The sequence below is a fragment of the Streptomyces sp. NPDC006140 genome, assembly GCF_040628815.1.
In the GTDB taxonomy this organism is placed as follows: Bacteria; Actinomycetota; Actinomycetes; order Streptomycetales; family Streptomycetaceae; genus Streptomyces.
Map to the genome: position 1 here is coordinate 84,100 of NZ_JBEXTS010000010.1, position 25,479 is coordinate 109,578.

Here is a 25,479-nt window from a genome sequence, read left to right on the forward strand (position 1 = left end):
GCCCCCCGCCGGGTCACGCACCGATCGCAGCGAGGACCTCGTCAGTATCCGACAACCCCTCCAGCACGGCATGGGCACCGGCCGCGCGCAGGTCGTTCGCCGAAGCTCGCCCCGTGGCGACCGCCACCACGCGGACACCCGCCTCCCGTCCTCCTGCGACATCAGCGGGTGTGTCCCCGAGGAATACCGCGTCCCGTGGGGACACCGCCGACCGCTTGAGGGCGGCGCGCAGCAGCTCGGGGCGGCCTTCACCGTTCTCGGCGTATGCGCCATCGTCGAGATCCAGGTATGCGTCCAGGCCGAACACGGCGAGCTTCACTTCGGCGGCCTGCCTGACATTGCCGGTCACCACCGTCTGCCGCGCGCCCCGGGCCTCGAGTGCCGCGAGCACGGCCGTGGCGCCGGGCAGCGCGTGCCCCCGTTCGCGCAGCTCAGCCGCGCGGCGGACGTGCAGGGACCCGAGGGCGTCAGCGAACCGCAGGAACAGGCCGCTGCTGTACGGGATGTCATGCAGGCGCGCGGTCTCACGGAGGATCACCCGCTCCGTCGACCCGGTGACCGACGCCTGCTCCCGCAACGCCACGCCCGTCACCCGCTCGAACGCCTCGCCCCACAGTTCACGGCCGAGCCCCCGCGTCGCCATCAGCGTATGGTCGATGTCCCACAGCACCAGCTCCGGCACCAGCGCCTCCTCTCCACGAACCCCGCGTCCCCACGCAGCGGGCACCCTACGCTGAGAAGCAAGGAGCGAGGAGTGGGCGCATGGTTGCAGCGGACCTCCCCATCGGGGACAGGATCAGGCACTTCCGCGGCGGTCGCCGTCAGGACGCGGTCGCCGGCCTGGTCGGCATCACCCCGGACTACCTGTCCCAGATCGAACGTGGCCTGAGGGTCCCGTCGTTGCCGATCCTGTACGCGCTCGCCCAGGAACTGGGTGTTCCGACCGCGGCACTGCTCTCCGAGCAGCCGCCCACCGAGGAGAAGGCGGCTGATACCGCCGAGACCTCGGTGGGCCGGGCATTACTCGGCTACGGTCCTGCACACACCACCGACCCCCCGCCGGCGAGCGTCTTGCGGGACCGGGTGACAGCCGCATGGCAGAGCTGGCAGACCAGCCCTGACCGGTTCAGCAAGGCAGCCGGAACACTGCCGAGCCTCGTCGCCGACATGGAACACGCGGTGCGCACCACCCGCGCCGGAAACGAACCGGGCGAACGACGTGCCCTGCTGCGCGCCGCCGCGGATCTGTACTGCCTGCTCCGCTCCTACCTTCGGCGCAGTGGCCGTGTCGATCTGGCTGTCGTCGCCGCCGACCGGGCGATGCGTGCCGCAGAGGACGCCGACGACCCGCTGCGCATCGCCGCCGCTCAGTGGAACCTCGGACATGCGCTGCTCGCTGCCGGTCAGCCTGCCGAGGCGGAGGAGGTGGCGCTGTGCGCCGCCGAGCGGGTAGCGGCAGCGCGGATGCCCGAGACCGGCCGGGTGGCGATGACCGGTGCTCTCCAGCTCGTGGCGGTCGTGGCTGCCGCCCGCCGGCGTCGATGGTGGGAGGCGCGCGACCGACTGACGCGGCACGCAGCGCCCGCAGCCCGCGCCGTGTCCGACGACAGCAACCTCGCATGGACCGTTTTCGGTCCGACGAACGTGGCATTGCACGCCGTCTCCATCGAGATGGAGGCCGGTGAGACCGGTGAGGCACTGCACACTGCGGACGCCATCGACACGAAGGGGCTGCCGTCGCTGGAGCGAAAGTTCACCTTCGGTCTGGAGGTGGCGGCGTGTCACAGCCAGCGCCGAGACGACGCCGCGGCGCTGCTGGCCCTCCTCAGCCTGGAGGCGATCGCGCCGCAGGACCTCGCTCGCACGCCGCTCGCACGACAGCTGGTGCTGACGGTGATCCGCCGAGCGCGGGCGATGCACGCGCGCCAAGCGGAGCAACTGGCGCTGAGGATGGGTCTCGTGTAGAGCCGCCGAGCCTGTGGCCCACCCGAACTGTCAGCTCGGTTCAGCCCCCTTGGGCGTGCCTACGGTCACGTGTGTGAGAGCGACGACACATGACCGGGGAGCTACGAGCATGCCGAGCAACCACCGCCGTCGAGTCCTTGAGCCTGTCGTAGCTGATCCCGGCATGCTCGTACACCCCGCCTCGGAACGGCGATCGGCGGCAGAGCACTGGCTGCTGGCTGCACTGCCGCCGCCAGGTCGCGACCGGGCCCGGCTGGAATGGGAGCAGCACGGGGTGGCACTGCTCCCACTCGGCACGAGGTTCTCCGCTGTACGGATCCCGCGGTGTCTCGTGGTCGCCCTGACGGGCAGTGCCGAGGCCCTCGATCTGGACGACTTCATGCAGCAGGCCCTCGACGGCGGCCCGGTCATCTGTGATCCGCAGTTCCTCCGGTACTACGCGCTGGTACCCGCCGGCATGCCGAGGACGTGGAGCCAGGCGGTCGACGACTGGCGTGCATTGGATGTGGACTGCCTTGGCCTCGGCAGCTTCCTGGGGGTGCCGAGGGTGGACGCCCTGGTACGCACCCCTGCTCGCGCCCCTTACTGGTCGGTGCCGATGGAATCGGATGCGACGCTGTGCAGGCCCTTGAAGGCAGCCCGGCTGATCGCCGCCGCTCGGCACTGCATGAGTACGGAGCCGAAAGAGTGAGCGCGGGTCCGCAGCCGGTCGCTTGCACCGACGGCACCCAGGAGCAGGGGGAAGTACCTCCCAGGACGGCCGCGTTCGTGCGCTTGGCAGAGCACTTTCTCGCCTGCGCGACATGCCGGGCCATGGACGACGAGGGCGTGAACCTGAACCTTCCCTGTGAGACCGACGACCGGCTGCTCAAGGAACTCCGCGCAGCACGCCGAGCCGACCGCATCGGGCCTCTCCAGGAACCCCGACCGAGTGAACCACCGACTTGAAGCGAACTGTCAGGACGGCACCGCAGGGCAGCTGGTCCCCCGTGGCGGGACCCGCAGGTCGGTGAGGTAGCTGTCCACGGTGTGCTCCATGCACGGGCCGCTGGTGACGCTGCCGTGTCCGTGGCCCTCGTAGGTGAGGAGCACACCGCTGCGGCCGAGCTGGCGGGCCACCGAGACCGCCCACGGGTAGCCGGTGGCGGGGTCGTGCAGCGCGTTGGACAGCAGGATCGGCGGGGCGCCCTGTGCGTCCAGGCGGTGCTGCGGGTTGGCGGTCGGCGCGCCCAGACACGCCGCCACCATGTGGATCGGCAGCAGGTAAGGCAGGTCTGGCGCGACCCTGTTCATCATGGCGACGAGCGAGGCGTACTCCTGGTGGTCGCGCACGGGCAGGTGCCAGTCCGAGCAGAAGACCGGCGTGGCCGGGGGCAGCGGCGCCGGCGAGGTGGGCGACGCGGGCAGCGGCTCGCTCGCGTCCATCCCCGCGATCGCCGTGGCCAGGCCCGCGTGGTCGGCGCCGTAGAGCTTCCGGAACGCGATCTTGTTGACCAGGTCCGAAGACGACAGCGGGGTGCCCGGCTTCACCGGGTCCGCCAGCTCGCCGCGCCCGGCCCGGGCCAACAGGCCCTGCCAGACGGTGCGGACGTCGCGGCCGTGCAGCGCGCAGCCCGCGGCGCCGTCGCACCACTTCACGAACTCCCGGAACGAGTCCTCGGCCGTGACCGCCGTGGACCGCAGGAAGTCACGGCTGGTCGGGACGCTGTGGTCCATGACGCTCTCCAGCACCATCGCGCGCACGCGGCGCGGGTACGTCTCGGCGTACTGCGCGCCGAGCAGTGTGCCGTACGAGCTGCCGTGGAAGGTCAGTTTCCGCTCGCCCAGGGCGGCCCGGAGGGCATCCAGGTCCCGGACCGTCTGGCCGGTGTCCAGGTGGTCGAACACCGGGCCGGTACGGGCCCGGCAGTCCGCTCGGAGCCGCCTGTTGTACGCCATGGTGGCGTCGAAGTCCGCCTGGCTCTTCAGCTGCGGTGACGGCCGCTCGGCAAGCAGGTCGCGGGAGCAGGTCACCGGGTTGCTGCCGCCCACGCCGCGCGGGTCGAAGCTGACGATGTCGAAGCGGCGGCGGACTTCGGGGCTGAAGCGGCTGATCCAGCGCGTCACCATCTCCACCCCCGAGTCGCCCGGCCCGCCCGGGCCGAACACCATCGAGCCGACGCGCGCGCCGGGGTCGGTGGCCTTGCGGCGGGCCACGGCCAGGTCGAGTCTCGGCCCGGCCGGGCGGGCCCAGTCGACCGGCACCGAAAGAGTGGCGCACTCGGCTCCCGGCTCTGCCGACCCGGCACACGGTGCCCAGTGCAGGGCTTCGGTGGCAGACGGCGCCGCACGGGCGGCGGGAGCGGCGGGAGCGGTGGCGAGGCCAGTGACGGCGGCAGTGGTGGTCCCCACGGCAGTAGTGGCTTCCACGGCAGTAGCGACCCCCACAGCCGAGGCAGCCCCCAAAGCCGAGGCAGCCCCCACGGCCGTGCCAGTCCCCATGACCATGACGGTTCCCACAGCCATGGCCGTGCCGCGCGCGGCGATGCGCCGCAGTGCGGATCTGCCCCTTGACGGCATGGATCCTCCTCCTGCAGAGAGCGGTTGTGTCAGGCGTACAGACCCGGCCGGGGGCACCGTCGTCACGTTAGGCGCACAGTTGCCCGTGTGGTGCCCTGGTCAGGGCCTTTTCCGGGTCGGGTCGGGGACCGCTCAGGGGCGCTCGGGGCGCAGGACCCCCGAGGTCTCGGCGGAGCGAGCGCTGGGCCCGCCTCAGAGCGCGGCCGCCACGCTCCCGGTCCGCCGCCGGATCACCAGCGCCATCAACGCCGCCGCCGCGCACAGCGCCCCCGACGCGTACCACACCACGTCGTACGAGCCGAAGACGTCCCGGGCGACGCCGCCGAGGAAGGCGACGAGGGCCGCGCCCACCTGGTGGGAGGCGAGGACCCAGCCGAAGACGATCGCGCTGTCCTCGCCGTACTGCTCGCGGCACAGGGCGAGGGTGGGCGGGACGGTGGCGACCCAGTCGAGGCCGTAGAAGACGATGAAGAAGATCATCGGCGGGTGGACGCTGGGCGCCAGCAGGATCGGCAGGAACATCAGGGAGACGCCCCGCAGCGCGTAGTAGACGGCCAGCAGACGGCGCGGCTCGAAGCGGTCCGTGAACCAGCCGGAGGCGATCGTGCCGACGACGTCGAAGACGCCGATGACCGCGAGCAGGGAGGCGGCGGCCGTGACGGGCATGTGGTGGTCGTGGGCCGCGGGGATGAAGTGGGTCTGGATCAGGCCGTTGGTGGAGGCACCGCAGATCGCGAAGGTGCCGGCGAGCAGCCAGAACGGGCCGGTACGGGCGGCCGAGAACAACACCCTGAGCGCGCGCCGCGCGGCGCCGGGGACCGGTGCCGGCTTCGGTACGAACTCGACCGCCCCGTACGGCTTCTGCCCCACGTCGGCCGGGTGGTCGTGCAGCAGCAGCCACACGAACGGCACGACCGCGAGCGCGGCGAGCGCCACCGTCACGGCCGCCGGGCGCCACTCGTACCGGTCGATGATCCAGGACAGCAGCGGCAGGAAGATCAGCTGGCCGGAGGCCGAGGCGGCGGTGAGGATGCCGCTGACCAGGCCGCGCCGCTCGGTGAACCAGCGGTTGGTGACGGTCGCCGCGAACGCCAGCGCCATCGAGCCCGAGCCGAGGCCGACCAGCAGCCCCCAGCACAGCATCAGCTGCCAGGCCGCCGTCATCCACACGGTGAGCAGGGAACCGAGCGCGATCACGGTCAGGGCGACCGCGACGACCCGGCGGATGCCGAAGCGGTCCATCAGGGCCGCAGCGAACGGGGCCGTCAGACCGTACAGCGCGAGATTGACGGAGACGGCGGCGCCGATCGTGCCGCGCGACCAGTCGAACTCGTCGTGCAGCGGGTCGATGAGCAGACCCGGCACGGAACGGAAGGCGGCGGCGCCGATGATCGTCACGAAGGTGACGGCGGCGACGAACCAGGCGCGGTGCACGCGACGACGGCGGCGGGGCTTCGGCGGCTGCTCGACGGCCGCTGCATCGGTTGTCTGGGTCACGACATAGAGCTTCCGGCCTGCGCGGCATCACATCGAGTGGCCCGAGGGACAGTGTTCGCTAGGATCGGGCCATGACCTCGGCCACCCACCCCGCTCCGGACACGGCCCCTGGCGCCCGCCCGCACCGCGTCGTCGTCCTGGCCCTGGACGGCCTGCTCCCCTTCGAACTCGGCATCCCGCACCGCATCTTCGGCCGCCCCGAGGACGACCGTGGGCGGCCCCTGTACGAGGTCGTGACGTGCTCGGTCCGGCCGCCGGGCCCGGTCGTCACGGACGCCGACTTCGCCGTCCACGTCCCCCACGGCCCGGAAGCCCTGGCCACCGCCGACACGGTGATCGTCCCGGCGTCGTACCAGCTCGGCCCGGTCTACGACGAGGGCGTGCTGACCGGCGAACTGGCCGCGGCGCTCACCCACCTCAGGCCCGGCACCCGGCTGGCCTCCATCTGCACCGGCGTCTACGTCCTGGCGGCCGCCGGTCTCCTCGACGGCCGCCCGGTGACCACCCACTGGGCGGAGGCCGAGCGCCTCCAGCGGCTCTTCCCGCAGGTCGAGGTCGACCCGGACGTGCTGTTCATCGACGACGGCGACGTCCTCACCTCGGCCGGCGTCGCGGCCGGCATCGACCTGTGCCTGCACATGGTGCGCCGCGACCACGGCGCGGCCGTCGCCAACGACGTGGCCCGCCGTACGGTCGTACCGCCCCACCGCGACGGCGGTCAGGCCCAGTACGTCGCGCGGCCGGTGCCCGATCCGCAGCAGGCGTCCACCACCACCGCCCGCGCCTGGGCCCTGGGCCGTCTCCACGAGCCGATCCAGCTGCGCGACATGGCCGCCCAGGAGTCCATGTCGGTGCGCACCTTCACGCGCCGCTTCCGCGAGGAGACCGGCGTCAGCCCCGGCCAGTGGCTCACCCAGCAGCGGGTGGAGCGGGCGCGGCACCTGCTGGAGTCCACCGACCGCTCCATGGACCAGGTGGCCCGCGACGCGGGCTTCGGCACGGCCCAGTCGATGCGCCAGCACCTCCAGGCGGCCCTCGGCATCACCCCCACCGCCTACCGGCGGACCTTCCGCGCGGAGAACCCCCCGGCCGCCACCCTCAAGACCTGACGCAGTCAGAACGTGAGCACGCCCCGGGCCACCCGCCCCGCCTCGGCGTCCGCCGCCGCCTGCGCGAAGTCCTCGACGGGATAGGTCCTGGTGACGAGTTCGTCGAGCAGGAGGCGGCCCTGGCGGTACAGGTCGGCGTAGAGGGCGATGTCCCGCTGCGGCCGGGAGGAGCCGTAGCGGCAGCCGAGGACGGACTTGTCCAGGTACAGGGAGGAGACCCGGAAGGACGCCTCGGCCGCGGCCGGGGGCACGCCCAGCAGGACCGCCTGGCCGTGCCGGTCCAGCGCGTCGATCGCCTGCCGGATCAGCTCCACCCGGCCGACGCACTCGAAGGCGTGGTCCGCGCCCGTGGGCAGGACGTCCCGCACCCCCTCCGTCGACGTGCGGAAGTCGGTCGCGCCGAACCAGCGGGCCGCCTCCTCCTTCGCCGGGTTGGCGTCCACGGCCACGATCCGCGACGCGCCCGCGAGCCGCGCCCCCTGCAGCACGTTCAGCCCGATCCCGCCCGCCCCGATCACCAGGACGCTGTCGCCGTGCTCCACCCGCGCCCGGTTCAGCACGGCACCCACGCCCGTCAGCACCCCGCACCCGATGAGCGCGGCCGACGTCAGCGGAATGTCCGCAGGGATACGGACCGCCTGTACGGCCTTGACTACGGTCCGCTCAGCGAACGCCGAGTTGGACGCGAACTGGTGGACCGGCAGGCCGCCCCGGCGGAACGGCCGGCCCGGGCGGCCTATGGAGTGCCGGCACATGGTCGGCTGGCCCCGGTCGCAGTCGGCACATGTCCCGCAGTGCGCGAGTGTGGAAAGCGCTACATGATCCCCGGGCACCACATGGGTGACGCCCACACCCACCGCCTCCACGACCCCGGCCCCCTCATGGCCCAGCACCACAGGAACCGGGAAGGGTATGGTCCCGTCCACCACCGACAGATCGCTGTGGCACAGCCCGGCGGCCGCGATCGCGACCCGTACCTCGCCGGGCCCCGGCTCGCGCACCTCCAGGTCCGTGACGACCCGGACCTGTTTCCCGTCGAAGACCACGCCTCGCATCACACGGCTCCCTTGGGCTCCCTGGGCAGACCGAGCACCCGCTCGGCGATGATCGTGCGCTGGATCTGGTCCGAGCCGCCGTAGAGGGTGTCGGCCCGGGAGAACAGGAACAGGTGCTGCGCCGCGTCCAGTTCGTACGGCGCCGCCGCCGACCAGTCGGCGGGCCCGGCCCCCGCCGCCGCGCCCCGCACCAGCACCGCCAGCTCACCGAGCCGCTGGTGCCAGTCGGCCCACAGCAGCTTGGCCACGCTCGGCGCTCCCGGCCCGGCCGAACCCCCCAGCGTGCGCAGGGCGTTCCAGCGCATGGTGCGCAGCTCGGCCCACTGCCGTACGAGCCGCTCGCGCACGACGGGATCCCGCGCCGCTCCCGACTCCACGGCCGCCCGGACCACACCGGCCAGTTCCTCGGCGAACCCGATCTGCTGGGCCAGCGTGGACACGCCCCGCTCGAAGCCGAGCAGGCTCATGGCCACGCGCCAGCCGTCGCCCTCCCCGCCGACGACGTGCTCGGCGTGCGCGCCGTCGAAGAAGACCTCGTTGAAGTCGCTGGTGCCGGTCAGCTGCCGGATGGGCCGGACCTCGATCCGCCCCGGCTGGTCCATGGGGACGAGCAGGAAGCTCAACCCGTGGTGCCGCACCGAGCCCGGTTCGGTCCGGGCCAGCACGAAACACCAGTCCGCCTCGTGCGCGAGCGAGGTCCAGATCTTCTGCCCGGTGACGCGGTACGAACGCCCCGCACGCACCGCCGCCGTCCGGATCCCGGCGAGGTCCGACCCGGCGCCGGGTTCGCTGTACCCCTGGCACCAGAGTTCGTCCCCGGCGGCGATCGGGGGCAGGAAGCGGGCCTTCTGCTCCTCGGTGCCGTGGGCGATGAGCGTGGGGGCGAGCAGGTTCTCCCCGATGTGCCCGGAGCGCGGGGGCGCCCCCGACCGCGCGTACTCCTCCGCCCAGACGACCTGCTGGGTGAGCCCGGCGGTGCGGTTCCCGTACCCCGCCTCCACCCACCCGATCCCGATCCATCCGCCCGCACCGAGGACGCGCTCCCAAGCACGCCGACCAACACCGGTATTGACGTGCGAGGCAAGCCACTCACGGGCTTCGACACGAAAGTCCTCGTCCTCCTGGGAAAACCCGAAATCCATGGTCGCCGCCTTCCGTCGGCCCGGGCCCTGCACTTCGCAGGGGGACGAGAACTTAAGGGGCGCGGGGAACTGCGCGACAAGCCACAGCGAACCCGCACCCGCCACACAACCGCGCACCCCCCGAGCTACTGGGCGTTCGGCCGCTCCCCCTCCCGCGCAGCCCTCTCCATCGCCGCCACCCGCTCCAGCATCGGCATCGGATCCACCCCCACCGACCCGGGCAGAAACTCCGCGATCCCCTCCACGGTCCAACCGCCGGAGGCATACGCGGCGCGCAACTCCCGCGGCTGCGCCCACACCGCGATCTTCGGCCCGGCGACCGTGTACACCTGCCCCGTCACCCCGGCACGGGCAGCCGCGTCGGACAGCAGGTACACCACCAGCGGGGCGACGTCCTCCGGCTCCCCGATCTCCGCCAGTTCCATCGGCACCCCCGCCGACATCCGGGTCCGGGCGACCGGCGCCACCGCGTTCGCGGTCACCCCGTACTTGTGCAGTCCCAGCGCGGCGCTGCGCACCAGGGAGATGATCCCGCCCTTCGCGGCGCTGTAGTTCGCCTGCGACACCGACCCCTGGTGGTTGCCGCTGGTGAACCCGATCAGCGTGCCCGCGCGCTGCTTCCGCAGCACCGCCGAGGCCGCCCGGAACACCGTGAACGTCCCCTTGAGGTGCGTGGCGAGGACCGCGTCCCACTCCTCCTCGGACATGTTGAACAGCATCCGTTCGCGCAGGATCCCGGCCACGCAGACGACACCGTCCAGCCGCCCGTACGAGGACAGCGCCACGTCGACCACCCGCTGCCCGCCCGCCATGGTGGAGATGTCGTCGGCGACCGCCACGGCCGCCCCGCCCGCCGCCTCGATCTCCTTCACCACGGCCTCGGCGACCTCGCTGGTCGGCGATGCGCCGTCGACCGCGACCCCGTAGTCGTTGACCACGACCCGCGCGCCCTCGGCCGCCGCCGCGAGCGCGACCGCCCGGCCGATGCCCCGCCCGGCGCCGGTGACGGCGACGACCTTGCCCGCCAAGAAGTTCCCCACGCCCGTCCCCTTCCCGTCCCACGGTTTCTGACGGACCGTTAGATTCTCGGTTCCCGAATTCTACGACCCGTCAGATACGGGAAGACAAGCCCCCGGGGAGGACTCATGTCACTGCCGGACGCGTTCCACGACATCGCCGAGCGCGTGAACAACTGGGGCCGTTGGGGAGCCGACGACGAGTTGGGCACGCTGAACCTGATCACCGACGAGGTGGTGCGGGAGGCCGCCTCCTGCGTGCGCTCCGGGCACCGGATCCCACTCGCGCTGCCGCTGCGACAGGACGGCGTGCAGACGGGGATGATCCCCGGCCGCGTCAACCCGCTGCACGTCATGGTGCAGATCAACCAGGAGCTCTTCGGCCCGGGCACGGTCGCGTGCAGCGACGACGCCGTGACCATGGGGCTCCAGGCGGCCACCCACTGGGACGCCCTGCCCCACGTCTCGCACTCGGGCCGGCTCTACAACGGCCGCCCGGCGGACAGCATCACCGCGCACGGCGGCGCCGGGTTCAGCGGCATGGACAAGGTTAGGCACGTCGTCTCGCGCGGGGTGCTGCTCGATGTCGCCCGGGCCCGGGGCACGGACCGGCTCGACGGCGGGTACGCCGTCACGCCGGAGGATTTGGACGCCGCCGAGGAACTGGCCGGGACGCGGGTACGGGCCGGTGACCTCGTGCTCGTACGGACGGGGCAGGTCCAGGTCTGCCTGGCCGGGGACCGGCACGCCTACGCGTATCCGTCGCCGGGGCTGTCGATCCGGACGCCGGAGTGGTTCCACGCGCGCGATGTGGCGGCCGTCGCCAACGACACCCTCACCTTCGAGGTGTTCCCGCCCGAGGTGGAGGACCTGTGGCTGCCGGTGCACGCGCTCGACCTCGTGGAGATGGGGATGCCGCAGGGCCAGAACTGGAACCTCGAGGAGTTGTCCACAGCCTGTGGAGAAACCGGCCGCTACGCCTTCCTCCTGGCGGCCACCCCCGAGCCCTTCACAGGGGCGACCGGGGCTCCTGTGGCCCCGGTCGCCGTCCTGTAGGCCATCCCCCCTGAAGCTGGATGGCGGCGCCGCGCTGCTCGCCCCGAGCACGGCAGCGCGCGCCGCCACCCGACTCCGGCGCTCCCGCCCCGGCTCCCTTGGCCCTGAAAGGGAACCGACGCCGAATCACGACTCACACTCGCCGAGGGCCACCGTCGTCGAAGCCCTCGCCGTCCCCTCACGGCGAATCGCTGCCCACAAGCGTGAGCAACCGGTCACGACGCGTCAACACCCGTTCGGCGATTTATTGCTTATGCGGCATTTGCCATGGGCGCGCACGGAAGCACATCCCGGCGCACCGCCGCATACCCCGAGGAAACCGGCCGATCGGCCGCGCCTCCGTGCCCCCGCCCCGCCGCATGACCGCGCGGCATGTGCCGCCGTACACCGCACCCGCCCCGGCCGCGCCCGCCGAGCGCGGGTGGGGGCGGAAGGAGGGGCTAGACCGCCTCGTAGGCCGCCAGGCCCTCGAGGGCGGGGCCGGCGGAGTCGCCGTACGTCACCGCGCCGCCTCCGCACGACGCCGTGACCTCCCGGGACTTCGCGCACCGGTCGAGTTCGCACCAGATGCGCTTGCCGGTGCTCTCGACGCTCCAGCCCCATCGGTCGGCGAGGCCGTCGACGAGGGCGAGGCCCCGGCCGCCGGTCGCGTCGTCGTCGGCGCACCGGGGCACGGGGGCCCGGCCGCTGCGGTCGGCGACCTCCAGGCGGACCGTGGCCTCGTCCGTCGCCGCGGGCGGCAGGGACAGCCGCAGCACGGCGGGACGCCCGGTGTGCACCACGGCGTTGGTGACGAGCTCGGAGACGAGCAGGACCAGCGTCTCGGCGAGCGGCTCATCGGCCTGTATGCCCGACCCGGTCAGGCGCGAGCGGGCCCACCGCCGGGCCCGCCCCACCTCTGCGGGGTCGGGCCGGATCTCCAGCTGCACTTGAAGCACCTGCACCGCTCACACCATCCGAACCGGCGGACACTTAGGCTCGCGCCTCACGAGGGCCACGATCGTAGCCATTTTCTGCATGGCCAGAACAACGGCCGGGACAAGGATCACGGAATGTGAATCCCTTGTGGGACAGCATGGTTGACGTACAGTCACCCCAACAAGCGCTTCGGGCATATTCCAGCGCGAAGGAGTACCCGTGCGGCATACTGTGCGACGCCCGTCGCGGGCAGTCGAACAGGCGGCGCCACTGGGTCGCACTGCGATCGGAGCCACTCGCATCTCACACAAGGTACCGGAGCGGGCAGTCGACTCCGGGCCGTGACGAGTCACGCAGAGGACACAAGCCGGTATCAACGCTCCGTGATCCCGGCATGCCACGATCCGCGACATCTCCGCGGGCATATTCGGCGATGCCGCAGCCAGGGGGCCCGTCAGGCCTCTCCCGCCGCCAGAGCGGCCGCGAGAATTTCCTCACTCTCCGTGACTCCGCCCGTACGGTGGGTTCGAACCCATGCCCGTTTCAGCTGGAGATGGACCTCGGACTCCCAGGTGAAGCCCATGCCGCCGTGGACCTGGAGGCAGTCGCGGGCGCCGCGCACGGCGGCCTCGTCGGCGAGCAGCCGGGCGGCGGCGATGTCGACCGGGTCGGCGGTGACGGCCGCCGCGTACACCGCGGCGCGGGCCGTCTCCGTGCGCACCAGCATCCCCGCGCACAGGTGTGCCACCGCCTGGAAGGCCCCGATGGGCCGGCCGAACTGTTCGCGCGCCCGGGCGTGTTGCGCCGCCAGTTCGCAGACCCGGGCCGCCGTGCCGAGCTGCTCGGCCGCGGTGAGGAGGGTCGCTACGGGGTCCCGGGGGCCCGGCTGCCGCGCGGGCACGCGGTGCAGGGGCGTCAGCGGGTCGAGCGAGCGCAGCGGCAGGGCGCCGGTGGCGTCCCCGCGTACGACGTCCGCCTCCGCCAGCCACTCCACGAGTGTGCCGTCGACGGCCGTGACCACCGTCTCCCCGGTCGCCGCGCCCGGCACCGCACCGGCCGCGAGGTGCGTGGCGAGCAGCGGCCCGGGCAGCAGCGCCCGCCCCGCCTCCTCGAACACCAACACGGCCTCCGGCAGCCCGAGTCCGACCCCACCGTCCGCCTCCGGCAGCCGCAGCGCGAAGAACCCGGCCTCCCCCAGGGCCCGCCACAGGCCCCGATCGAGCCGAGGCCCCCCACCCGCACGCCCCGAGCCCCCCGCCTCCGCGGCCCCCCACAACGCCTCCCGGTCGAAGCGGCGTTCCAGGAGTTGCCGCACTCCGGCCCGCAAGGCCCCCTGGTCCTCCGTGAGTCGGAAGCGCACGGTCTCACCGTCCCTTCGGCAGGCCGAGGATGCGCTCGGCGACGATGGTGTGCTGGATCTGCGAGGTGCCGGCCGCGATGGTGTACGAGAGGGACGAGAGGCGGTCGAGCGTCCAGGGGCGGTCCAGGTCGAGGCAGTCGGCGCCCAGCACGTCCGCGGCGGCGTCGTACAGCTCCTGGCGGGCGTGCGAGTAGCGGAGCTTGAAGACCGAGCCGCCGGTGCCGGGCACTCCGCCCGAGGCCTCCGCCGCGCTGACGTTCCACTGCGTCAGCCGCCACAGCGCCCGGAACTCGGCGTGGAGCCTGCCCAGCCTGCGGCGGAGCGCCGGGTCGTCCCAGCGGCCGTTCTTGCGGGCTTCGACGGCCAGTTCGCCCAGGACGCGGCGGCAGGCGACGACCTCCCCGGCGAAGGCCGTGCCGCGTTCGAAGGACAGCGTCACCAGGGTCACGCGCCAGCCGTCGTTCTCGTCCCCGACCCGGTTCGCCACCGGCACGCGCACCTCGTCGAGGAAGACCTCGGCGAACTCGGCCGACCCGGCGAGCGTGCGCAGCGGCCGTACGGTGATGCCGGGCGCGTCCATGGGCAGGGCCAGCCAGGTGATGCCCCGGTGCTTCGGGGCGCGGGGGTCGGTGCGGACCAACAGCTCGCACCAGTCGGCGACTTCCGCGTGGGAGGTCCAGATCTTGGAACCGGTCACCACGTAGGCGTCGCCGTCGCGCCGCGCGCGCGTGCGCAGGGCCGCGAGGTCGGAGCCGGCCTCCGGTTCGCTGAAGCCCTGGCACCAGACCTGCTCGCCGCGCAGGATCGGCGGCAGCCAGCGCGCCCGCTGCTCGGGCGTGCCTTCGGCGGCGATGGTCGGCCCGGCGTGCAGCAGGCCCACGAAGTTGGCGCCCACGTAGGGCGCTCCTGCCCTCTCGGTCTCCTCCAGGAAGATCAGCCGGATCGTCGGGGAGGCGTCCCAGTGGACGTCGGCGTACCCGGCGTCGTGGAGCCGGCGCTGCCAGCCGAGGTCGTACGCCCGCCGCCCCGGCCAGTCGTCGGGTGACGGCCTGGGCGGGAGGCCGGGCAGCACCCGGGCGAGCCAGGCGCGCAGCCGGGCCCGGAACTCCTCCTCCTCGGGCGTGTACGTCAGGTCCATCAGCGGTCGAGGTCCAGGTCCAGCATCCGGATGGCGTTGCCCCGCATCAGCTTGTACACCGTCTCCTCGTCGAGGCCCTTGACGTGGTCGAGGGCGACCTCCTTGGTGTGCGGGAAGGTCGAGTCGACGTGCGGGTAGTCGGTCTCGAAGGTGGCGTTGTCGCGGCCGACGACGTCGATCGAGGCGACCCCGTGCTTGTCGCGGAAGAAGCAGCAGTAGATCTGCCGGTAGTAGTACGTCGACGGCGGCTCGGGGACCGTGTCGCGGACCCCGCCCCAGGCGCGGTGCTCCGCCCAGACGTCGTCGGCGCGTTCCAGGGCGTAGGGGACCCAGCCCATCTGGCCTTCGGAGTAGGCGAGTTTGAGGCGCGGGAAGCGTACGAGCACCCCGCTGAAGAGGAAGTCCATCATCGAGGCCATCGCGTTGTTGAAGCTGAGCGAGGCCTGCACGGCGGGCGGGGCGTCCGGGGAGGCGGCCGGCATCTGGGACGAGGACCCGATGTGCATGTTGACGACCGTGCCGGTCTCCTGGCAGACAGCGAAGAACGGGTCCCAGTAGCCGGAGTGGATGGACGGCAGCCCGAGGTGGGTGGGGATCTCGGAGAAGGTCACCGCCTTCACCCCGCGCGCGGCGTTGCGGCGGATCTCCGCGACCGCCAGCTCGACGTCCCACAGCGGGATCAGGCAGAGCGGGATGAGCCGCCCGCCGCTGTCCCCGCACCACTCCTGGACCATCCAGTCGTTGTAGGCGCGCACGCAGGCCAGGGCGACCTCCTTGTCGTGCGCCTCGGCGAAGGTCTGGCCGCAGAAGCGGGGGAAGGAGGGGAAGCAGAGGCTGGCCTCGACGTGGTTGAGGTCCATGTCCGCCAGCCGCGCCTTGGGGTCCCAGCAGCCGCGCCGCATCTCCTCGCGGGTGATGCCCTCCAGGGTCATCTCGTCCCGGTCGAAGCCGACGGCGGCGATGTTGCGCTTGTACGGGAACTTCAGGTCCTCGTAGATCCACCAGTCCGTGGGCGGGCCGTCCGGGTCCATGGTGATGCGGTACTTGCCGCCGACGTAGGCGAGGTCACCGATCCCGGCGGTCAGCGGCTTGGGCCCGCGGTCGCGGTACTTGGCCGGCAGCCAGGTGTCGAAGAGGTGGGCGGGCTCGATCACGTGGTCGTCGACGCTGATGATGCGGGGCAGTTCGGTCGCCATGGGTCCCCTCCGCCGGACGGTACTTATCTGATGTAGCGTCAGTTAGCATCCCATCTGACGACCCGTCAGCCAAGCAGCAGGGGGCAGCCGTGAACGAGACCCCGCACGCCCTGAGTTCGTCCCGCACCCTGTGGGAGCTGGTCAGCCGCCGCGCCGCCCTCACCCCCGACCGCCCGCTCTTCCTCCAGGACGACCGCGGCCTCACCTTCGGCGAGCTGGCCGCGCGCGCCGAGCGGGTCGCGGCCGGGCTGTACGGCATGGGCGTACGCCCCGGCACGGTCGTCGCCTGGCAGTTGCCCACCCGCATCGAGACGGCCGTGCTGTCCTTCGCCCTGGCCCGCCTCGGCGCCGTGCAGACCCCGGTGATCCCGTTCTACCGGGACCGCGAGGTGGGCTTCGCGCTGCGCGAGTCCAAGGCGGAGTTCTTCGCGGTGCCGGGCGTCTGGCGCGGCTTCGACCACGCGGAGATGGCCCGGCGGCTGGGCGCGCGGGGCGTCTTCGAGGCGTACGAAGACCTGCCCGACGGCGACCCGTCCGTGCTGCCCGTCCCGCCCGCCGACGGCACCGCCGTCCGCTGGATCTACTGGACGTCCGGCACGACCTCCGACCCCAAGGGCGTGCTGCACACGGACCGTTCACTGCTCGCGGGCGGCTCCTGCCTCGCGCACGCCCTGCGCCCCTCGGCGGCGGACGTGGGGTCGATCGCCTTCCCGTACGCCCACATCGGCGGGCCCGACTACACGGTGATGCTGCTGCTGTACGGCTTCCCGGCGGTGCTGTTCGAGCAGTTCGCGCTGCCGGATGCGCTGGAGACCTACCGGGCGCACGGGGTGACGTTGGCGGGCGGGTCGACGGCGTTCTACTCGATGTTCCTGGCGGAGCAGCGCAAGCGGCCCGGGGAGCCCGTGGTGCCGTCCCTGCGGCTGCTGGCGGGCGGTGGGGCGCCCAAACCGCCGGAGCTGTACCACGCGGTGGTGCGCGAGATGGGGGTGCAGCTCACCCACGGGTACGGCATGACCGAGGTGCCGATGATCACCATGGGGGCGCCGGACGACAGCGCCGAGTTGCTGGCGACGACGGAGGGGCGGCCGCCGGAGGGGATGGAGATACGGATCGTGGACGGGGAGGTGCGGCTGCGCGGGGAGGCCGTGTGCCGGGGGTATCTGGACCCGGCGCAGACGGCGGACGCCTTCGACGAGGAGGGGTTCCTGCGCACCGGCGACCTGGGACATCTCACGGAGACCGGGCACCTGGTGCTCACCGGCCGGCTGAAGGACGTGATCATCCGCAAGGGCGAGAACATCTCGGCCCAGGAGATCGAGGACCTGCTGCACCGGCACCCGGCGGTCGGGGACGTGGCCGTGATCGGACTGCCGGACGCGGCGCGCGGGGAGCTGGTGTGCGCGGTGGTGGAACAGCCCCCGGGGGCCGAGGCCTTGACCCTCGACGCCGTGACCGCGTTCCTGCGCGCCGAGGGCCTGTCCGTGCACAAGCTCCCGGAACGGCTGGAGCTGGTGGCCGCCCTTCCGCGGGGCGAGACCCTGCGGAAGGTGCTGAAGTACAAGCTGCGCGAGCGTTACTCGGGCGGGTGACCCGCCGCGGCCAGGTTTTTCGGGGGCGCGGGGAACTGCGCGAGCGACCACGGACAGCCCGCGGCCGCCCGTCCGGGAACGCCCCTACGGCGAAGGGGCGCGAGATCCCGCGGCGCGGGCGCGGGCCCCTACTCGGGCACGGTGAAGTAGCGGGCGAAGGCGGGGATGATCTCGGCCTCGCCGACCTTGCCGTCCCCGTCCGCGTCGAGTGCGGCGGCGGCCGGGCCGGCGACGTCCTCGGGGACGCCGAGGCACTTCAGCACGCGGGCGGCCTCCTCGACCGTCGCCGCGCTGTCACCGTCGGTGTCGGCGACGTCCAGGGCCGCGTGCAGGAAGGGGCGGGCGATCTCGGCGAACCGGTCGGGGTTGTCGCGCAGCCGCTTGGCCGCGCCGTTGACGAACTCCTCACGCGTGATGCGCTGGTCGCCGTCGCGGTCCGCTATCCCCGCCATGCCCTGCCAGAACGCCTCGGCGCCGCCGTACAGCGCCTGTCCCTTGTCGGAGCGGGCCGCCACGGCGAACTCCGCGAGCAGCGCCTTGGCCGCCCCGTAGAAGTCCTCGCGGTCGATGTAGCCGTTGCCGTCCTGGTCGAAGGTGGCGAACCGGGCGGCGATCCTGCGCTCGTACTCGCTGCTGACCATGTCTCTTTCGGGCCGCCTTACGTCGGGTGGGGTGCGTCTCGGTCGGAGCGTACGACGGAGGGAGCCGTTCGGGCGCGCGAAAACGTCACTTGTGCCAAGACCGGGGGAATTCCGGGACAACAGCGTGTCGGAACGGCAACACTCGGACTGCCGTGCGTGGTGGTGCGGTCACGCGGACAGGGGTTCGCCCTCGTCGCCCAGAGCCGCGTCCAGATCGCCGTACACGTCGAACAGGCGGCGGACGCCCAGCGCGCCGAGGACCCGGTTGACGTGGGACCCGTCGGCCGCGCCCCGGGCGGGCAGCACCAGGCGCAGCCGGCCCTGGCAGGAGCGGATCAGCCTGCGGGCGGCGATGAGCACGCCGACGCCGCTGGAGTCGCAGAAGAACACCTCGGACAGGTCCAGGACGAGACAGTGGTGCCCTTCGGCCACCACGTCGTGGACCCGCTGACGCAGCACCGGCGACGTCACCAGATCCAGCTCGCCCGACACCTGGAGCACGGCCCATTCGCCCTGCTCGCCGCCGGTCACTTTGAAGGTCACCACCACGCCCCTCGCTCGCCAAAACGGAAGCAATGCCTACGCTTCCTTGCAGCGCGGCTGCCCAGCGGCCGTTCCCTGAAACACAACCCGAAAAACGGATCCCCCGCGGAAGAGGCTTGTTTTAGTCGACTTCGATCCTGTTCGATCCTCTTCAGTCAGGTCTGATCGGAGGGCGGGTGGGTAGGCGCGGCCCCGGAGGAACCCGGCACGGGCGCCGCGACCCCCTACCACCTGCGGCCCGTCGGGGGGCGCACATTGCCACAAAGGGGCGTGCGCCACCGGACGTGCCGACTACATTCGGGGAGACGGCGAGCACAGGCTGGACAGGTCGCGGGCGCGGGACACGAGCAGGGGGTGAGGGGGCCGCATGGCGAAAAAGGACGTACCGCCGCGCTGGGACCGCAAGATGCAACAGCGGCTCGCCCGCGGGGAGGCGGCCGCCCTCGGCGAGCTGTACGACCGGTTCGCCTCCCTCGTGCACGGCCTCGCCCACCGCGTCCTCGGCGACGAACTCGCCGCCGACGGCATCACCCGCGAGGTCTTCGTCCACGTCTGGGAGCACCCCGACTCCTACGACCCCAAGCAGGGCCCGCTGCGCACCTGGGTCGCCGCGCTGACCCACCGGCTGGCGGTGCAGCGGCTGCGCGCCACCGAGACCGCCGCCCTCGCCCGCGACGGCTCCGGCACCGCCGAGGAACTGGAGCACAAGGTGCGCCACGCCGCGGTCGCCGCCCGCGCCGACTACATCGTCCAGTCCATGCCCGTCCCGCTGCGCTCGGCCCTGGAACGGGCTTACTTCCAGCGCCGCGACTACCGGCAGACCGCCGCCGACCTCGGCATCACCGAGGACGAGGCCCGCCGCCGCCTGCGCCTCGGCCTGCAACTGCTGTCCACCGCCCACGACACCGAGGCACCGGGCGCACCGCCCGGATTCGGAGGTGCGGTGTGAACGGGCCGGACCGGTTCGAGGCGTACGACGGCCATGAGGGCGAGGGCGACCACGCGGAGAACGACAACGCCCGGGGCGGGAGCGGCGTCCAGGACGCCGGCGCTTCCGGTGCGCCGGGCGGGCCGCAGGGACCGGACGGGCCCCGGCGGGGCGACGGGCGGGGGCCGGACCGGCCGCCGCGGATACCGATGCCCCGGGCCTCCGTCGAGGACAGCGGGCTGCCGCTGCCCGCGCCCGCGGACCTCGGCGACGCGGCCCCGCCGCCCGTACCGCCCGTGTTCGAGCACCGCGTGCTGAAGGCACTGCTCGGCGCCTGGGCGCTGGCCGCCTGCTCGGCCGAGGAGGCCGCGGCCGTCGAGGAGCACCTCGGCGCGTGCGGCGCGTGTGCCGACGAGGCGCGGCGGCTGCGCGAGGCGGTCGGGCTGCTGCAACGCCCCGAGAGCCTCGACCTGGACCCGGGCCTGCGCACCCGCGTCCTGGAGACCTGCCTGGAGCGGCGCCCGCCGCGCATCCCGGTGCCGGACTGGGCGGCCGCCTACGACGCCGAGGCCGCGCGCCTGGACGCCCTGCTGCAGGACTTCGGCGACGCCGAGTGGCACGCGCCGGTACGGCTGCGCTGGTTCCGGGGCGACGAGCCGACGAGCCGCCGCACCACCGTCGCCGGGGTGATCGCGCACCTGCTCAGCGTCGACGGGCTGGTGGCGGTCGCGCTGGGCCTGGACGACCCGCTGGGCGACGTCACGTCCCGGCGCCCGACACCGGCGTCCCGGACCGAGGCGTACTGGCGTGCCTCCCACTTCCCGCCGACCCGCGCGGTACGGGCGCCCTGGCGGGAACAGAGCCACAGCCTGGTCCGCACGGTGTCCTTCACGGGCAGCGGCGTCGGCCGCATGCCGGTGTCGTACGGCGACTTCGAACTGCCCCTGCACGACGCGATGCTCGACAGGGCCTTCGAGTGCTGGGTGCACGCCGAGGACATCGCGGACGCGGTCGACTACCCCTACGACCCGCCCTCGCCGCGCCATCTGCACCGCATGATCGACCTGGCGGCCCGCATGCTGCCGACGGCCCTGGCCCACCGCCGGCAGACCGGCCTCGCGGCCCCCGCGCACCACCGCCACCTCGTGGCGGCGGGCGAACCGGGCCGCAGCCTCCGCCTGGAGATCGAGGGCTCGGGCGGCGGCGAGTGGCTGATCCCCCTGGACTCCCCCGCGGCCAAGGGCTCCGCCGACCACGAGGTGGCCCACGTCGCCCTGGACGGCGTCGAGTTCTGCCGCCTGGCAGCCGGCCACGTACCCCCGCAGGAGGCAGCGGCAGGCCAGGTGGGAGACAGAGAGGCAATCAGCGACGTCCTCCACGCGGCGGCATCACTGAGCAGGATGTGAGGTCTTCAGGGGCGCGGGGAACTGCGCGACAAGCCACCAACCACCCGCACCCGCCCACGCACCGGAACGACCGAGCTCCTAGGCGAACACCACAGTCCGCCGCCCGTTGAGCAGAATCCGACGCTCGGCATGCCACTTCACGGCCCGCGCCAACGCCTGGCACTCCACGTCACGCCCGATCGCGACCAGCCCCTCGGGCGTCACGTCATGCCCGACCCGCTCGACCTCCTGCTCGATGATCGGCCCCTCGTCGAGGTCGGCCGTCACATAGTGCGCCGTCGCACCGATCAGCTTCACACCCCGGGCATGAGCCTGGTGATACGGCTTCGCCCCCTTGAAGCTCGGCAGGAACGAGTGGTGGATGTTGATGATCCGCCCCGCCAGCGCCTTGCAGAGGTCGTCCGACAGCACCTGCATGTACCGGGCGAGCACGACCAGTTCCACGCCCTCCTCACGCACGATGTCGAGCAGCCGCGCCTCCGCCTCGGCCTTCGTGTCCTTCGTCACCGGAATGTGGTGGAAGGGGATGTTGTACGAGCCCACCAGCTCGGCAAAGTCCGTGTGGTTGGACACCACGCCCGCGATCTCCACCGGCAGCGCACCGGTCCGCGCCCGGAACAGCAGGTCGTTCAGGCAGTGCCCGAACTTGCTGACCATCAGCAGGATGCGCATCTTCTGGTCGCCGCGGTTGATCTGCCAGTCCATCTGGAAGGAGTCACCGATCGCCGCGAAGCTGGCCCGCAGCTTCTCCACGGTCACCGGCGCGTCCGCCGAGAAGTGGACCCGCATGAAGAACAGTCCCGTGTCGTGGTCGCCGAACTGCTGGCTGTCCTCGATGTTGCAACCGGTCATGAACAGATAGCTCGACACGGCGTGCACAATGCCCTTCCTGTCCGGGCAGGAAAGGGTGAGGACGTACTGGTCGGCCGGGACCGCGGTGCTGGTGGACTGCTCGTTCATGCAGGACAGGTTCCCACAAGGGACGACGGCACCGGCAATCGTCCCGCTAGGCGGACCGCGTCATGATCCGCAGGACTTCGAGGCTGCGCGGCGGCGCGTCCGGCTCCTCGCCGTCGCTCGCGGCGAGCCGGACGTGCGCGTCCCGGGCGGCGCGGACCGCGTCCGGCCACGCCTCGTGCTCCAGGTACGCGGCGACCGGCGCGTCCGGCCCCACCTGGTGCATGATCCGCAGCACCCGCAGCACGGCGGTGTCGACGAGGGCCGCCTCCTGCGAGTCGCGGAAGATCGTGCCGACGTACTTCTCGGCGGACCAGTGGTCCAGCCAGGTGTCCTCGACGAGGCGGTACACCGCGTCGGTCACGTCGCCGTAGCCGTCCACGCCGGCCAGCCAGACGTCCCGCTGGAAGACGGGATCGGAGAGCATGTGCAGCGCCGAGCGCACGTTGCTGCGCCAGCGCCACCACGGCATGTCGTTGACAGGCATGCCGCCCATGGTGGATGAGCGACGGCCACGACGGGAAGAGTTCTCCGAAGCTTGCACGGTCATCGATCGTACGTTCCCCTCCACATGATCCTCACCGACCCCCGCAATTCACCCGCGCGTCACCAATTGTTGACCAGAGATCACTCGCCGGTTAGCCGTGTGACGGAATCGTGCGGAACCATGACCGGCAGGCGACGCACCAGCAGCACATACCTCCCCGGCCTCCTCACCCGTCACGCCAAAAAGGGCGTCCTCTCCGCGGGCACGGCGGTCGCGTGCGCGTCACTCCTCGCCGGCTGCGGGGTCGTCCCCGGTACCACGGGGGGTGTCGGGGACGACCCGATCACCGTCATGACCTGGGCGCCCGAGAACACCAAGGCCACCAACAAGCCCGGCATGCCCGCCTTCGCCCGCGCCTACGCCCGCTGGATCAACGCCAGGGGCGGGATCAACGGCCGCGAGCTCAACGTGCTGACCTGCAACGATCACAACGACAGCGTGGCCGCGGCGAAGTGCGCCCGGCGGGCCGCCAAGGAGAACGTCGTCGCGGTCGTAGGATCCTACAGCCAGTACGCCGACTCCTTCTTCCCCTCCCTGGAGGGCGCGGGCATCCCCTACATAGGCGGCTACGGCATCACCAACGCCGAGTTCACCAGCCCCCTGTCCTACCCCGTCAACGGCGGCCAGCCCGCACTGCTCGCCGGTCTCGGCAGCGCGCTCGCCGACTGCGGGCCCGTGACGCTGATCCGCCCCGACACCATCGCGGGCGACCAGCTGCCCCCGCTGCTCGACTCCGGGCTGAAGGCGGGCGGGCACCGGGCCGCGAACGACCAACGGGCGGCGGAGGACGCCACCGAGTACGACGGGCAGGCGGCGCGGGCGCTGCGGGCGACGACCGGCGACCCGGCGGACCAGGGATGCGTGGTGCCCGCGCTCGGGGACCGCACCGGCACGTTCATGGACTCGTTCCGGCGCGCCCGCGAGGACTACCCCGACGTGCGGACGGCCACCGTGCTCGGCAGCGTCGACCAGACGGTGATCGACGCGACCGGCGGGGCGTCGGGGCCGTACGAGGGCTCGTACATCACCGGCTGGTACCCGGTGGCGAGCGACCCGCGCTGGGACGGGATGAAGCAGGTGATCCGCGAGCAGGCCTTCGGCGACAACCGCATCGACCCCGCGGACGCCGGAGTGCAGACCACGTGGATCGCCTACACCGTCTTCCGGAAGGTCGTCGAATCGCTCGGCGACGGCGAGGTGACCGCCGACACGGTGACGGAGGCCCTCGACAACGGCCTCCAGATCGGCACGGGCGGGCTCACGCCGACGCTGCGCTGGAAGTTCCAGGACAAGCTCGCCTCCGTCGGCTTCCCGCGCCTGGTCAACGCCAACGTGACCCTTCAGGTGGTGCGGGAGGGGCGGCTGGTGTCGGCGCGGAAGGGATTCGTCGACACCACCAAGACCCTCCAGGACGCCGACGTGAACTACTGAGCGCCCCCGCTCAGCGGTTTGACCTACTGAGCGCCCGCTCAGTAGGTCACGCTGGCGCCCGGTCCGTCACAGCTGCGTCGGCTGGCGCTCGGTCAGGCCGTACGTCTTGGCGATCCCGTTCCACAGCCGGGCCGCCTTCGTCTTCTCCGCGCTAGCGATGCCGCTGGCCCGGTTGCCTGCCTGGGTCTGGCCGGTGACGCGGGCCTGGCCCTTCTTGCAGCCCTTCTTGCCGGCGGTCTGGTCGGCCCAGGCCGCGTAGTGGTTGTCGGCCGAGGCCGAGGCCTGCCACGCCTTGGTGAGGGCCGTGGTCAGCGCGGCGTGGTCGGGCAGCTGGTCGACCTTGATCCCGCCGAGCCGGGTGACCAGCTGGGTGCGCTGCTGGGCCGCGTCGCGCAGGTCCTTGGCCGCCTGGGCGAGGTTGTCGCAGCCCTTGACGTCGGCCACCGCCCTGATCACCGTGCTGCGGCTGTCGCCGCTGTCGGCGAGGAGCTTGTCCAGCTCGACCGCCTGGGCGCGGGCCGGGTCGGCGGACGGCGAGGCGGAACCCTCCGTGGCGGGCGCCGAGGCGGCCACGGTCTTGTTGTTGTCGCCTCCGTCGCCGCCGTCGCCCCCGCCGGCGAGCAGCGCGCCGGCGCCGACGCCGAGGACGGCGATGCCGATGCCGACGGCCGCGATGACCGGCACGCGCGAGCCGGAACGGCCGCCGCGGGACCGGCCTCCGGCGGGCGCGGTGTGGGCCGGCTGGGGAGCGCCGAACGAGGGCTGCGGCTGCTCGATGCGGGGGAGCTGCTGCGTGGCCCCGGCCGGGCTCCCGGCGCCGTGCCCGTGGCGGAAGAGGTTGTCGAACTCGGCGGGCGGCTGCTTGTCCCCGCCGGGCACCGGCGCGATGTACTGCGTCGCCTCGGCGTCCGGGTTCGAGGCCGGCGGCAACGGCCCGGCCCCCGCGGCGGCCCGGGGGCCGGTCCCCAGGAACCGCGTCGTCTCGGGGTCCTCCCCGGAGGGCGTCTCGGGCGGCAGCGCGCCCGGGCGGACCGGGGGTATGTACTGCGTCGCCCCCTCGTCGCCGGCCGGGGCGACCGGCGGCAGATACTGCGTGGCCGCGGCGGCCCCGTCCCCCGCGACGGGCGGCAGGTACTGCGTGGCGCCCTCGGCGGAGGCCGCGGGTCCCTGGGCGCCACCCGCGCCGGTGCCGTGGGCGTCGGAGGGCGGCGGCAGCGGGGCGCCCCCGGCGGCACCGGCCGGCGGCAGCGGGCCACCGGCACCGGCCTGCCCGTAGGCAGCGGGCGGATACGCCTCGCCGGCCGACGGCAGGCCACTCCCGCCACGAGACCCGTACCCGGCACCCGCCTGCGGCATCGAGCCGTCTCCGGCCGGGGAGCCATACGCGTCGCCCTGCGGCAGCGGACCACCGCCCGGTCCGGAC

Annotated in this window: 23 protein-coding genes; 8 read left to right on the plus strand and 15 right to left on the minus strand. The window is 72.6% G+C overall.

Going from position 1 to position 25,479, the window contains the following annotated elements:
* Window positions 1–13: 13 nt before the first annotated feature.
* Complete coding sequence (locus ABZ386_RS24950) at window positions 14–682, minus strand: HAD family hydrolase (RefSeq protein ID WP_351338709.1); 669 nt, start codon at window positions 680–682, stop codon at window positions 14–16.
* 80 nt (window positions 683–762) lie between these two features.
* On the opposite strand from ABZ386_RS24950, the gene ABZ386_RS24955 reads away from it, so the two are divergent.
* Both ABZ386_RS24955 and ABZ386_RS24960 read left to right on the plus strand, forming a co-directional pair.
* Window positions 763–1,965, plus strand: coding sequence for a helix-turn-helix domain-containing protein (locus tag ABZ386_RS24955; protein WP_358965891.1), 1,203 nt, complete (start codon window positions 763–765; stop codon window positions 1,963–1,965).
* A gap of 109 nt (window positions 1,966–2,074) precedes the next feature.
* On the plus strand, window positions 2,075–2,656 hold the full coding sequence (locus tag ABZ386_RS24960) for a hypothetical protein (protein ID WP_351338703.1): 582 nt from the start codon (window positions 2,075–2,077) through the stop codon (window positions 2,654–2,656).
* 266 nt (window positions 2,657–2,922) lie between these two features.
* On the opposite strand, the gene ABZ386_RS24965 is transcribed toward ABZ386_RS24960, so the two are convergent.
* Window positions 2,923–4,524 (minus strand): alpha/beta hydrolase, encoded by a 1,602-nt coding sequence (locus ABZ386_RS24965; protein ID WP_358965893.1) that lies wholly within the window; start codon window positions 4,522–4,524, stop codon window positions 2,923–2,925.
* Between the two features lie 192 nt (window positions 4,525–4,716).
* Entirely contained in the window at window positions 4,717–6,021 is a 1,305-nt protein-coding gene (locus ABZ386_RS24970) for an MFS transporter (RefSeq protein ID WP_351338697.1), read from the minus strand.
* Window positions 6,022–6,092: 71 nt separating this feature from the next.
* Between ABZ386_RS24970 and ABZ386_RS24975 the strand changes: the two genes are divergently transcribed.
* Window positions 6,093–7,130: a helix-turn-helix domain-containing protein gene (locus ABZ386_RS24975; RefSeq protein WP_358965895.1), complete on the plus strand. Its 1,038-nt coding sequence runs from the start codon at window positions 6,093–6,095 to the stop codon at window positions 7,128–7,130.
* Between the two features lie 5 nt (window positions 7,131–7,135).
* Here ABZ386_RS24975 and ABZ386_RS24980 read toward each other — a convergent pair whose 3' ends face one another.
* From ABZ386_RS24980 to ABZ386_RS24990, 3 genes are all read right to left on the minus strand, one after another.
* The gene (locus ABZ386_RS24980; protein WP_358965896.1) at window positions 7,136–8,185 is read right to left on the minus strand and encodes an alcohol dehydrogenase catalytic domain-containing protein; all 1,050 of its coding nucleotides are present in this window, start codon (window positions 8,183–8,185) and stop codon (window positions 7,136–7,138) included.
* Window positions 8,185–9,327: an acyl-CoA dehydrogenase family protein gene (locus ABZ386_RS24985; RefSeq protein WP_358965897.1), complete on the minus strand. Its 1,143-nt coding sequence runs from the start codon at window positions 9,325–9,327 to the stop codon at window positions 8,185–8,187. The genes ABZ386_RS24980 and ABZ386_RS24985 overlap by 1 nt, the downstream gene beginning before the upstream one ends.
* 125 nt (window positions 9,328–9,452) lie before the next feature.
* Entirely contained in the window at window positions 9,453–10,367 is a 915-nt protein-coding gene (locus ABZ386_RS24990; RefSeq protein WP_358965899.1) for an SDR family NAD(P)-dependent oxidoreductase, read from the minus strand.
* A gap of 105 nt (window positions 10,368–10,472) precedes the next feature.
* Between ABZ386_RS24990 and ABZ386_RS24995 the strand changes: the two genes are divergently transcribed.
* Window positions 10,473–11,399, plus strand: coding sequence for a cyclase family protein (locus tag ABZ386_RS24995; RefSeq protein WP_356500294.1), 927 nt, complete (start codon window positions 10,473–10,475; stop codon window positions 11,397–11,399).
* 440 nt (window positions 11,400–11,839) lie between these two features.
* Here the strand turns inward: ABZ386_RS24995 and ABZ386_RS25000 are convergent, their stop codons facing one another.
* The 4 genes from ABZ386_RS25000 to ABZ386_RS25015 form a co-directional block, all read right to left on the minus strand.
* On the minus strand, window positions 11,840–12,328 hold the full coding sequence (locus ABZ386_RS25000; protein ID WP_351339097.1) for an ATP-binding protein: 489 nt from the start codon (window positions 12,326–12,328) through the stop codon (window positions 11,840–11,842).
* A gap of 443 nt (window positions 12,329–12,771) precedes the next feature.
* Window positions 12,772–13,677: an acyl-CoA dehydrogenase family protein gene (locus ABZ386_RS25005; RefSeq protein WP_358965900.1), complete on the minus strand. Its 906-nt coding sequence runs from the start codon at window positions 13,675–13,677 to the stop codon at window positions 12,772–12,774.
* 4 nt (window positions 13,678–13,681) lie between these two features.
* Entirely contained in the window at window positions 13,682–14,815 is a 1,134-nt protein-coding gene (locus ABZ386_RS25010; protein WP_356670825.1) for an acyl-CoA dehydrogenase family protein, read from the minus strand.
* Window positions 14,815–16,011 (minus strand): amidohydrolase family protein, encoded by a 1,197-nt coding sequence (locus tag ABZ386_RS25015; protein WP_351338679.1) that lies wholly within the window; start codon window positions 16,009–16,011, stop codon window positions 14,815–14,817. The genes ABZ386_RS25010 and ABZ386_RS25015 overlap by 1 nt, the downstream gene beginning before the upstream one ends.
* Window positions 16,012–16,100: 89 nt before the next feature.
* Between ABZ386_RS25015 and ABZ386_RS25020 the strand changes: the two genes are divergently transcribed.
* A complete protein-coding gene (locus ABZ386_RS25020; RefSeq protein WP_358965902.1) occupies window positions 16,101–17,603 on the plus strand; it encodes an AMP-binding protein in 1,503 nt (500 codons plus the stop codon).
* A 128-nt stretch (window positions 17,604–17,731) separates the two neighbouring features.
* Here the strand turns inward: ABZ386_RS25020 and ABZ386_RS25025 are convergent, their stop codons facing one another.
* On the minus strand, window positions 17,732–18,244 hold the full coding sequence (locus tag ABZ386_RS25025; protein WP_351338675.1) for an EF-hand domain-containing protein: 513 nt from the start codon (window positions 18,242–18,244) through the stop codon (window positions 17,732–17,734).
* 168 nt (window positions 18,245–18,412) lie between these two features.
* Window positions 18,413–18,793 (minus strand): STAS domain-containing protein, encoded by a 381-nt coding sequence (locus ABZ386_RS25030; protein ID WP_010035749.1) that lies wholly within the window; start codon window positions 18,791–18,793, stop codon window positions 18,413–18,415.
* A 361-nt stretch (window positions 18,794–19,154) separates the two neighbouring features.
* Between ABZ386_RS25030 and ABZ386_RS25035 the strand changes: the two genes are divergently transcribed.
* Window positions 19,155–19,736 (plus strand): sigma-70 family RNA polymerase sigma factor, encoded by a 582-nt coding sequence (locus ABZ386_RS25035; protein ID WP_114253701.1) that lies wholly within the window; start codon window positions 19,155–19,157, stop codon window positions 19,734–19,736.
* Window positions 19,733–21,121: a zf-HC2 domain-containing protein gene (locus tag ABZ386_RS25040; protein WP_351338670.1), complete on the plus strand. Its 1,389-nt coding sequence runs from the start codon at window positions 19,733–19,735 to the stop codon at window positions 21,119–21,121. The genes ABZ386_RS25035 and ABZ386_RS25040 overlap by 4 nt, the downstream gene beginning before the upstream one ends.
* Window positions 21,122–21,199: 78 nt before the next feature.
* Here the strand turns inward: ABZ386_RS25040 and purU are convergent, their stop codons facing one another.
* On the minus strand, window positions 21,200–22,081 hold the full coding sequence (gene purU / locus ABZ386_RS25045; protein ID WP_114253703.1) for a formyltetrahydrofolate deformylase: 882 nt from the start codon (window positions 22,079–22,081) through the stop codon (window positions 21,200–21,202).
* 46 nt (window positions 22,082–22,127) lie between these two features.
* Window positions 22,128–22,628, minus strand: coding sequence for a hypothetical protein (locus ABZ386_RS25050; protein WP_114253704.1), 501 nt, complete (start codon window positions 22,626–22,628; stop codon window positions 22,128–22,130).
* 117 nt (window positions 22,629–22,745) lie between these two features.
* On the opposite strand from ABZ386_RS25050, the gene ABZ386_RS25055 reads away from it, so the two are divergent.
* Window positions 22,746–24,056, plus strand: coding sequence for an ABC transporter substrate-binding protein (locus ABZ386_RS25055; protein WP_351338666.1), 1,311 nt, complete (start codon window positions 22,746–22,748; stop codon window positions 24,054–24,056).
* Window positions 24,057–24,122: 66 nt separating this feature from the next.
* Here ABZ386_RS25055 and ABZ386_RS25060 read toward each other — a convergent pair.
* Window positions 24,123–25,479, minus strand: a 1,357-nt coding sequence (locus ABZ386_RS25060; RefSeq protein WP_358965904.1) for a hypothetical protein, incomplete at its 5' end; no start/stop codon positions are given.

Coding starts and splice junctions, on each gene's coding strand:
- ABZ386_RS24955 (WP_358965891.1), top strand. CDS start 763: ATGGTTGCAGCGGACCTCCCCATCGGGGACAGGATCAGGCACTTCCGC.
- ABZ386_RS24960 (WP_351338703.1), top strand. CDS start 2,075: ATGCCGAGCAACCACCGCCGTCGAGTCCTTGAGCCTGTCGTAGCTGAT.
- ABZ386_RS24965 (WP_358965893.1), bottom strand. CDS start 4,524: ATGCCGTCAAGGGGCAGATCCGCACTGCGGCGCATCGCCGCGCGCGGC.
- ABZ386_RS24975 (WP_358965895.1), top strand. CDS start 6,093: ATGACCTCGGCCACCCACCCCGCTCCGGACACGGCCCCTGGCGCCCGC.
- ABZ386_RS24980 (WP_358965896.1), bottom strand. CDS start 8,185: ATGCGAGGCGTGGTCTTCGACGGGAAACAGGTCCGGGTCGTCACGGAC.
- ABZ386_RS24985 (WP_358965897.1), bottom strand. CDS start 9,327: ATGGATTTCGGGTTTTCCCAGGAGGACGAGGACTTTCGTGTCGAAGCC.
- ABZ386_RS24995 (WP_356500294.1), top strand. CDS start 10,473: ATGTCACTGCCGGACGCGTTCCACGACATCGCCGAGCGCGTGAACAAC.
- ABZ386_RS25010 (WP_356670825.1), bottom strand. CDS start 14,815: ATGGACCTGACGTACACGCCCGAGGAGGAGGAGTTCCGGGCCCGGCTG.
- ABZ386_RS25015 (WP_351338679.1), bottom strand. CDS start 16,011: ATGGCGACCGAACTGCCCCGCATCATCAGCGTCGACGACCACGTGATC.
- ABZ386_RS25025 (WP_351338675.1), bottom strand. CDS start 18,244: ATGGTCAGCAGCGAGTACGAGCGCAGGATCGCCGCCCGGTTCGCCACC.
- ABZ386_RS25035 (WP_114253701.1), top strand. CDS start 19,155: ATGGCGAAAAAGGACGTACCGCCGCGCTGGGACCGCAAGATGCAACAG.
- purU (WP_114253703.1), bottom strand. CDS start 22,081: ATGAACGAGCAGTCCACCAGCACCGCGGTCCCGGCCGACCAGTACGTC.
- ABZ386_RS25050 (WP_114253704.1), bottom strand. CDS start 22,628: ATGACCGTGCAAGCTTCGGAGAACTCTTCCCGTCGTGGCCGTCGCTCA.
- ABZ386_RS25055 (WP_351338666.1), top strand. CDS start 22,746: ATGACCGGCAGGCGACGCACCAGCAGCACATACCTCCCCGGCCTCCTC.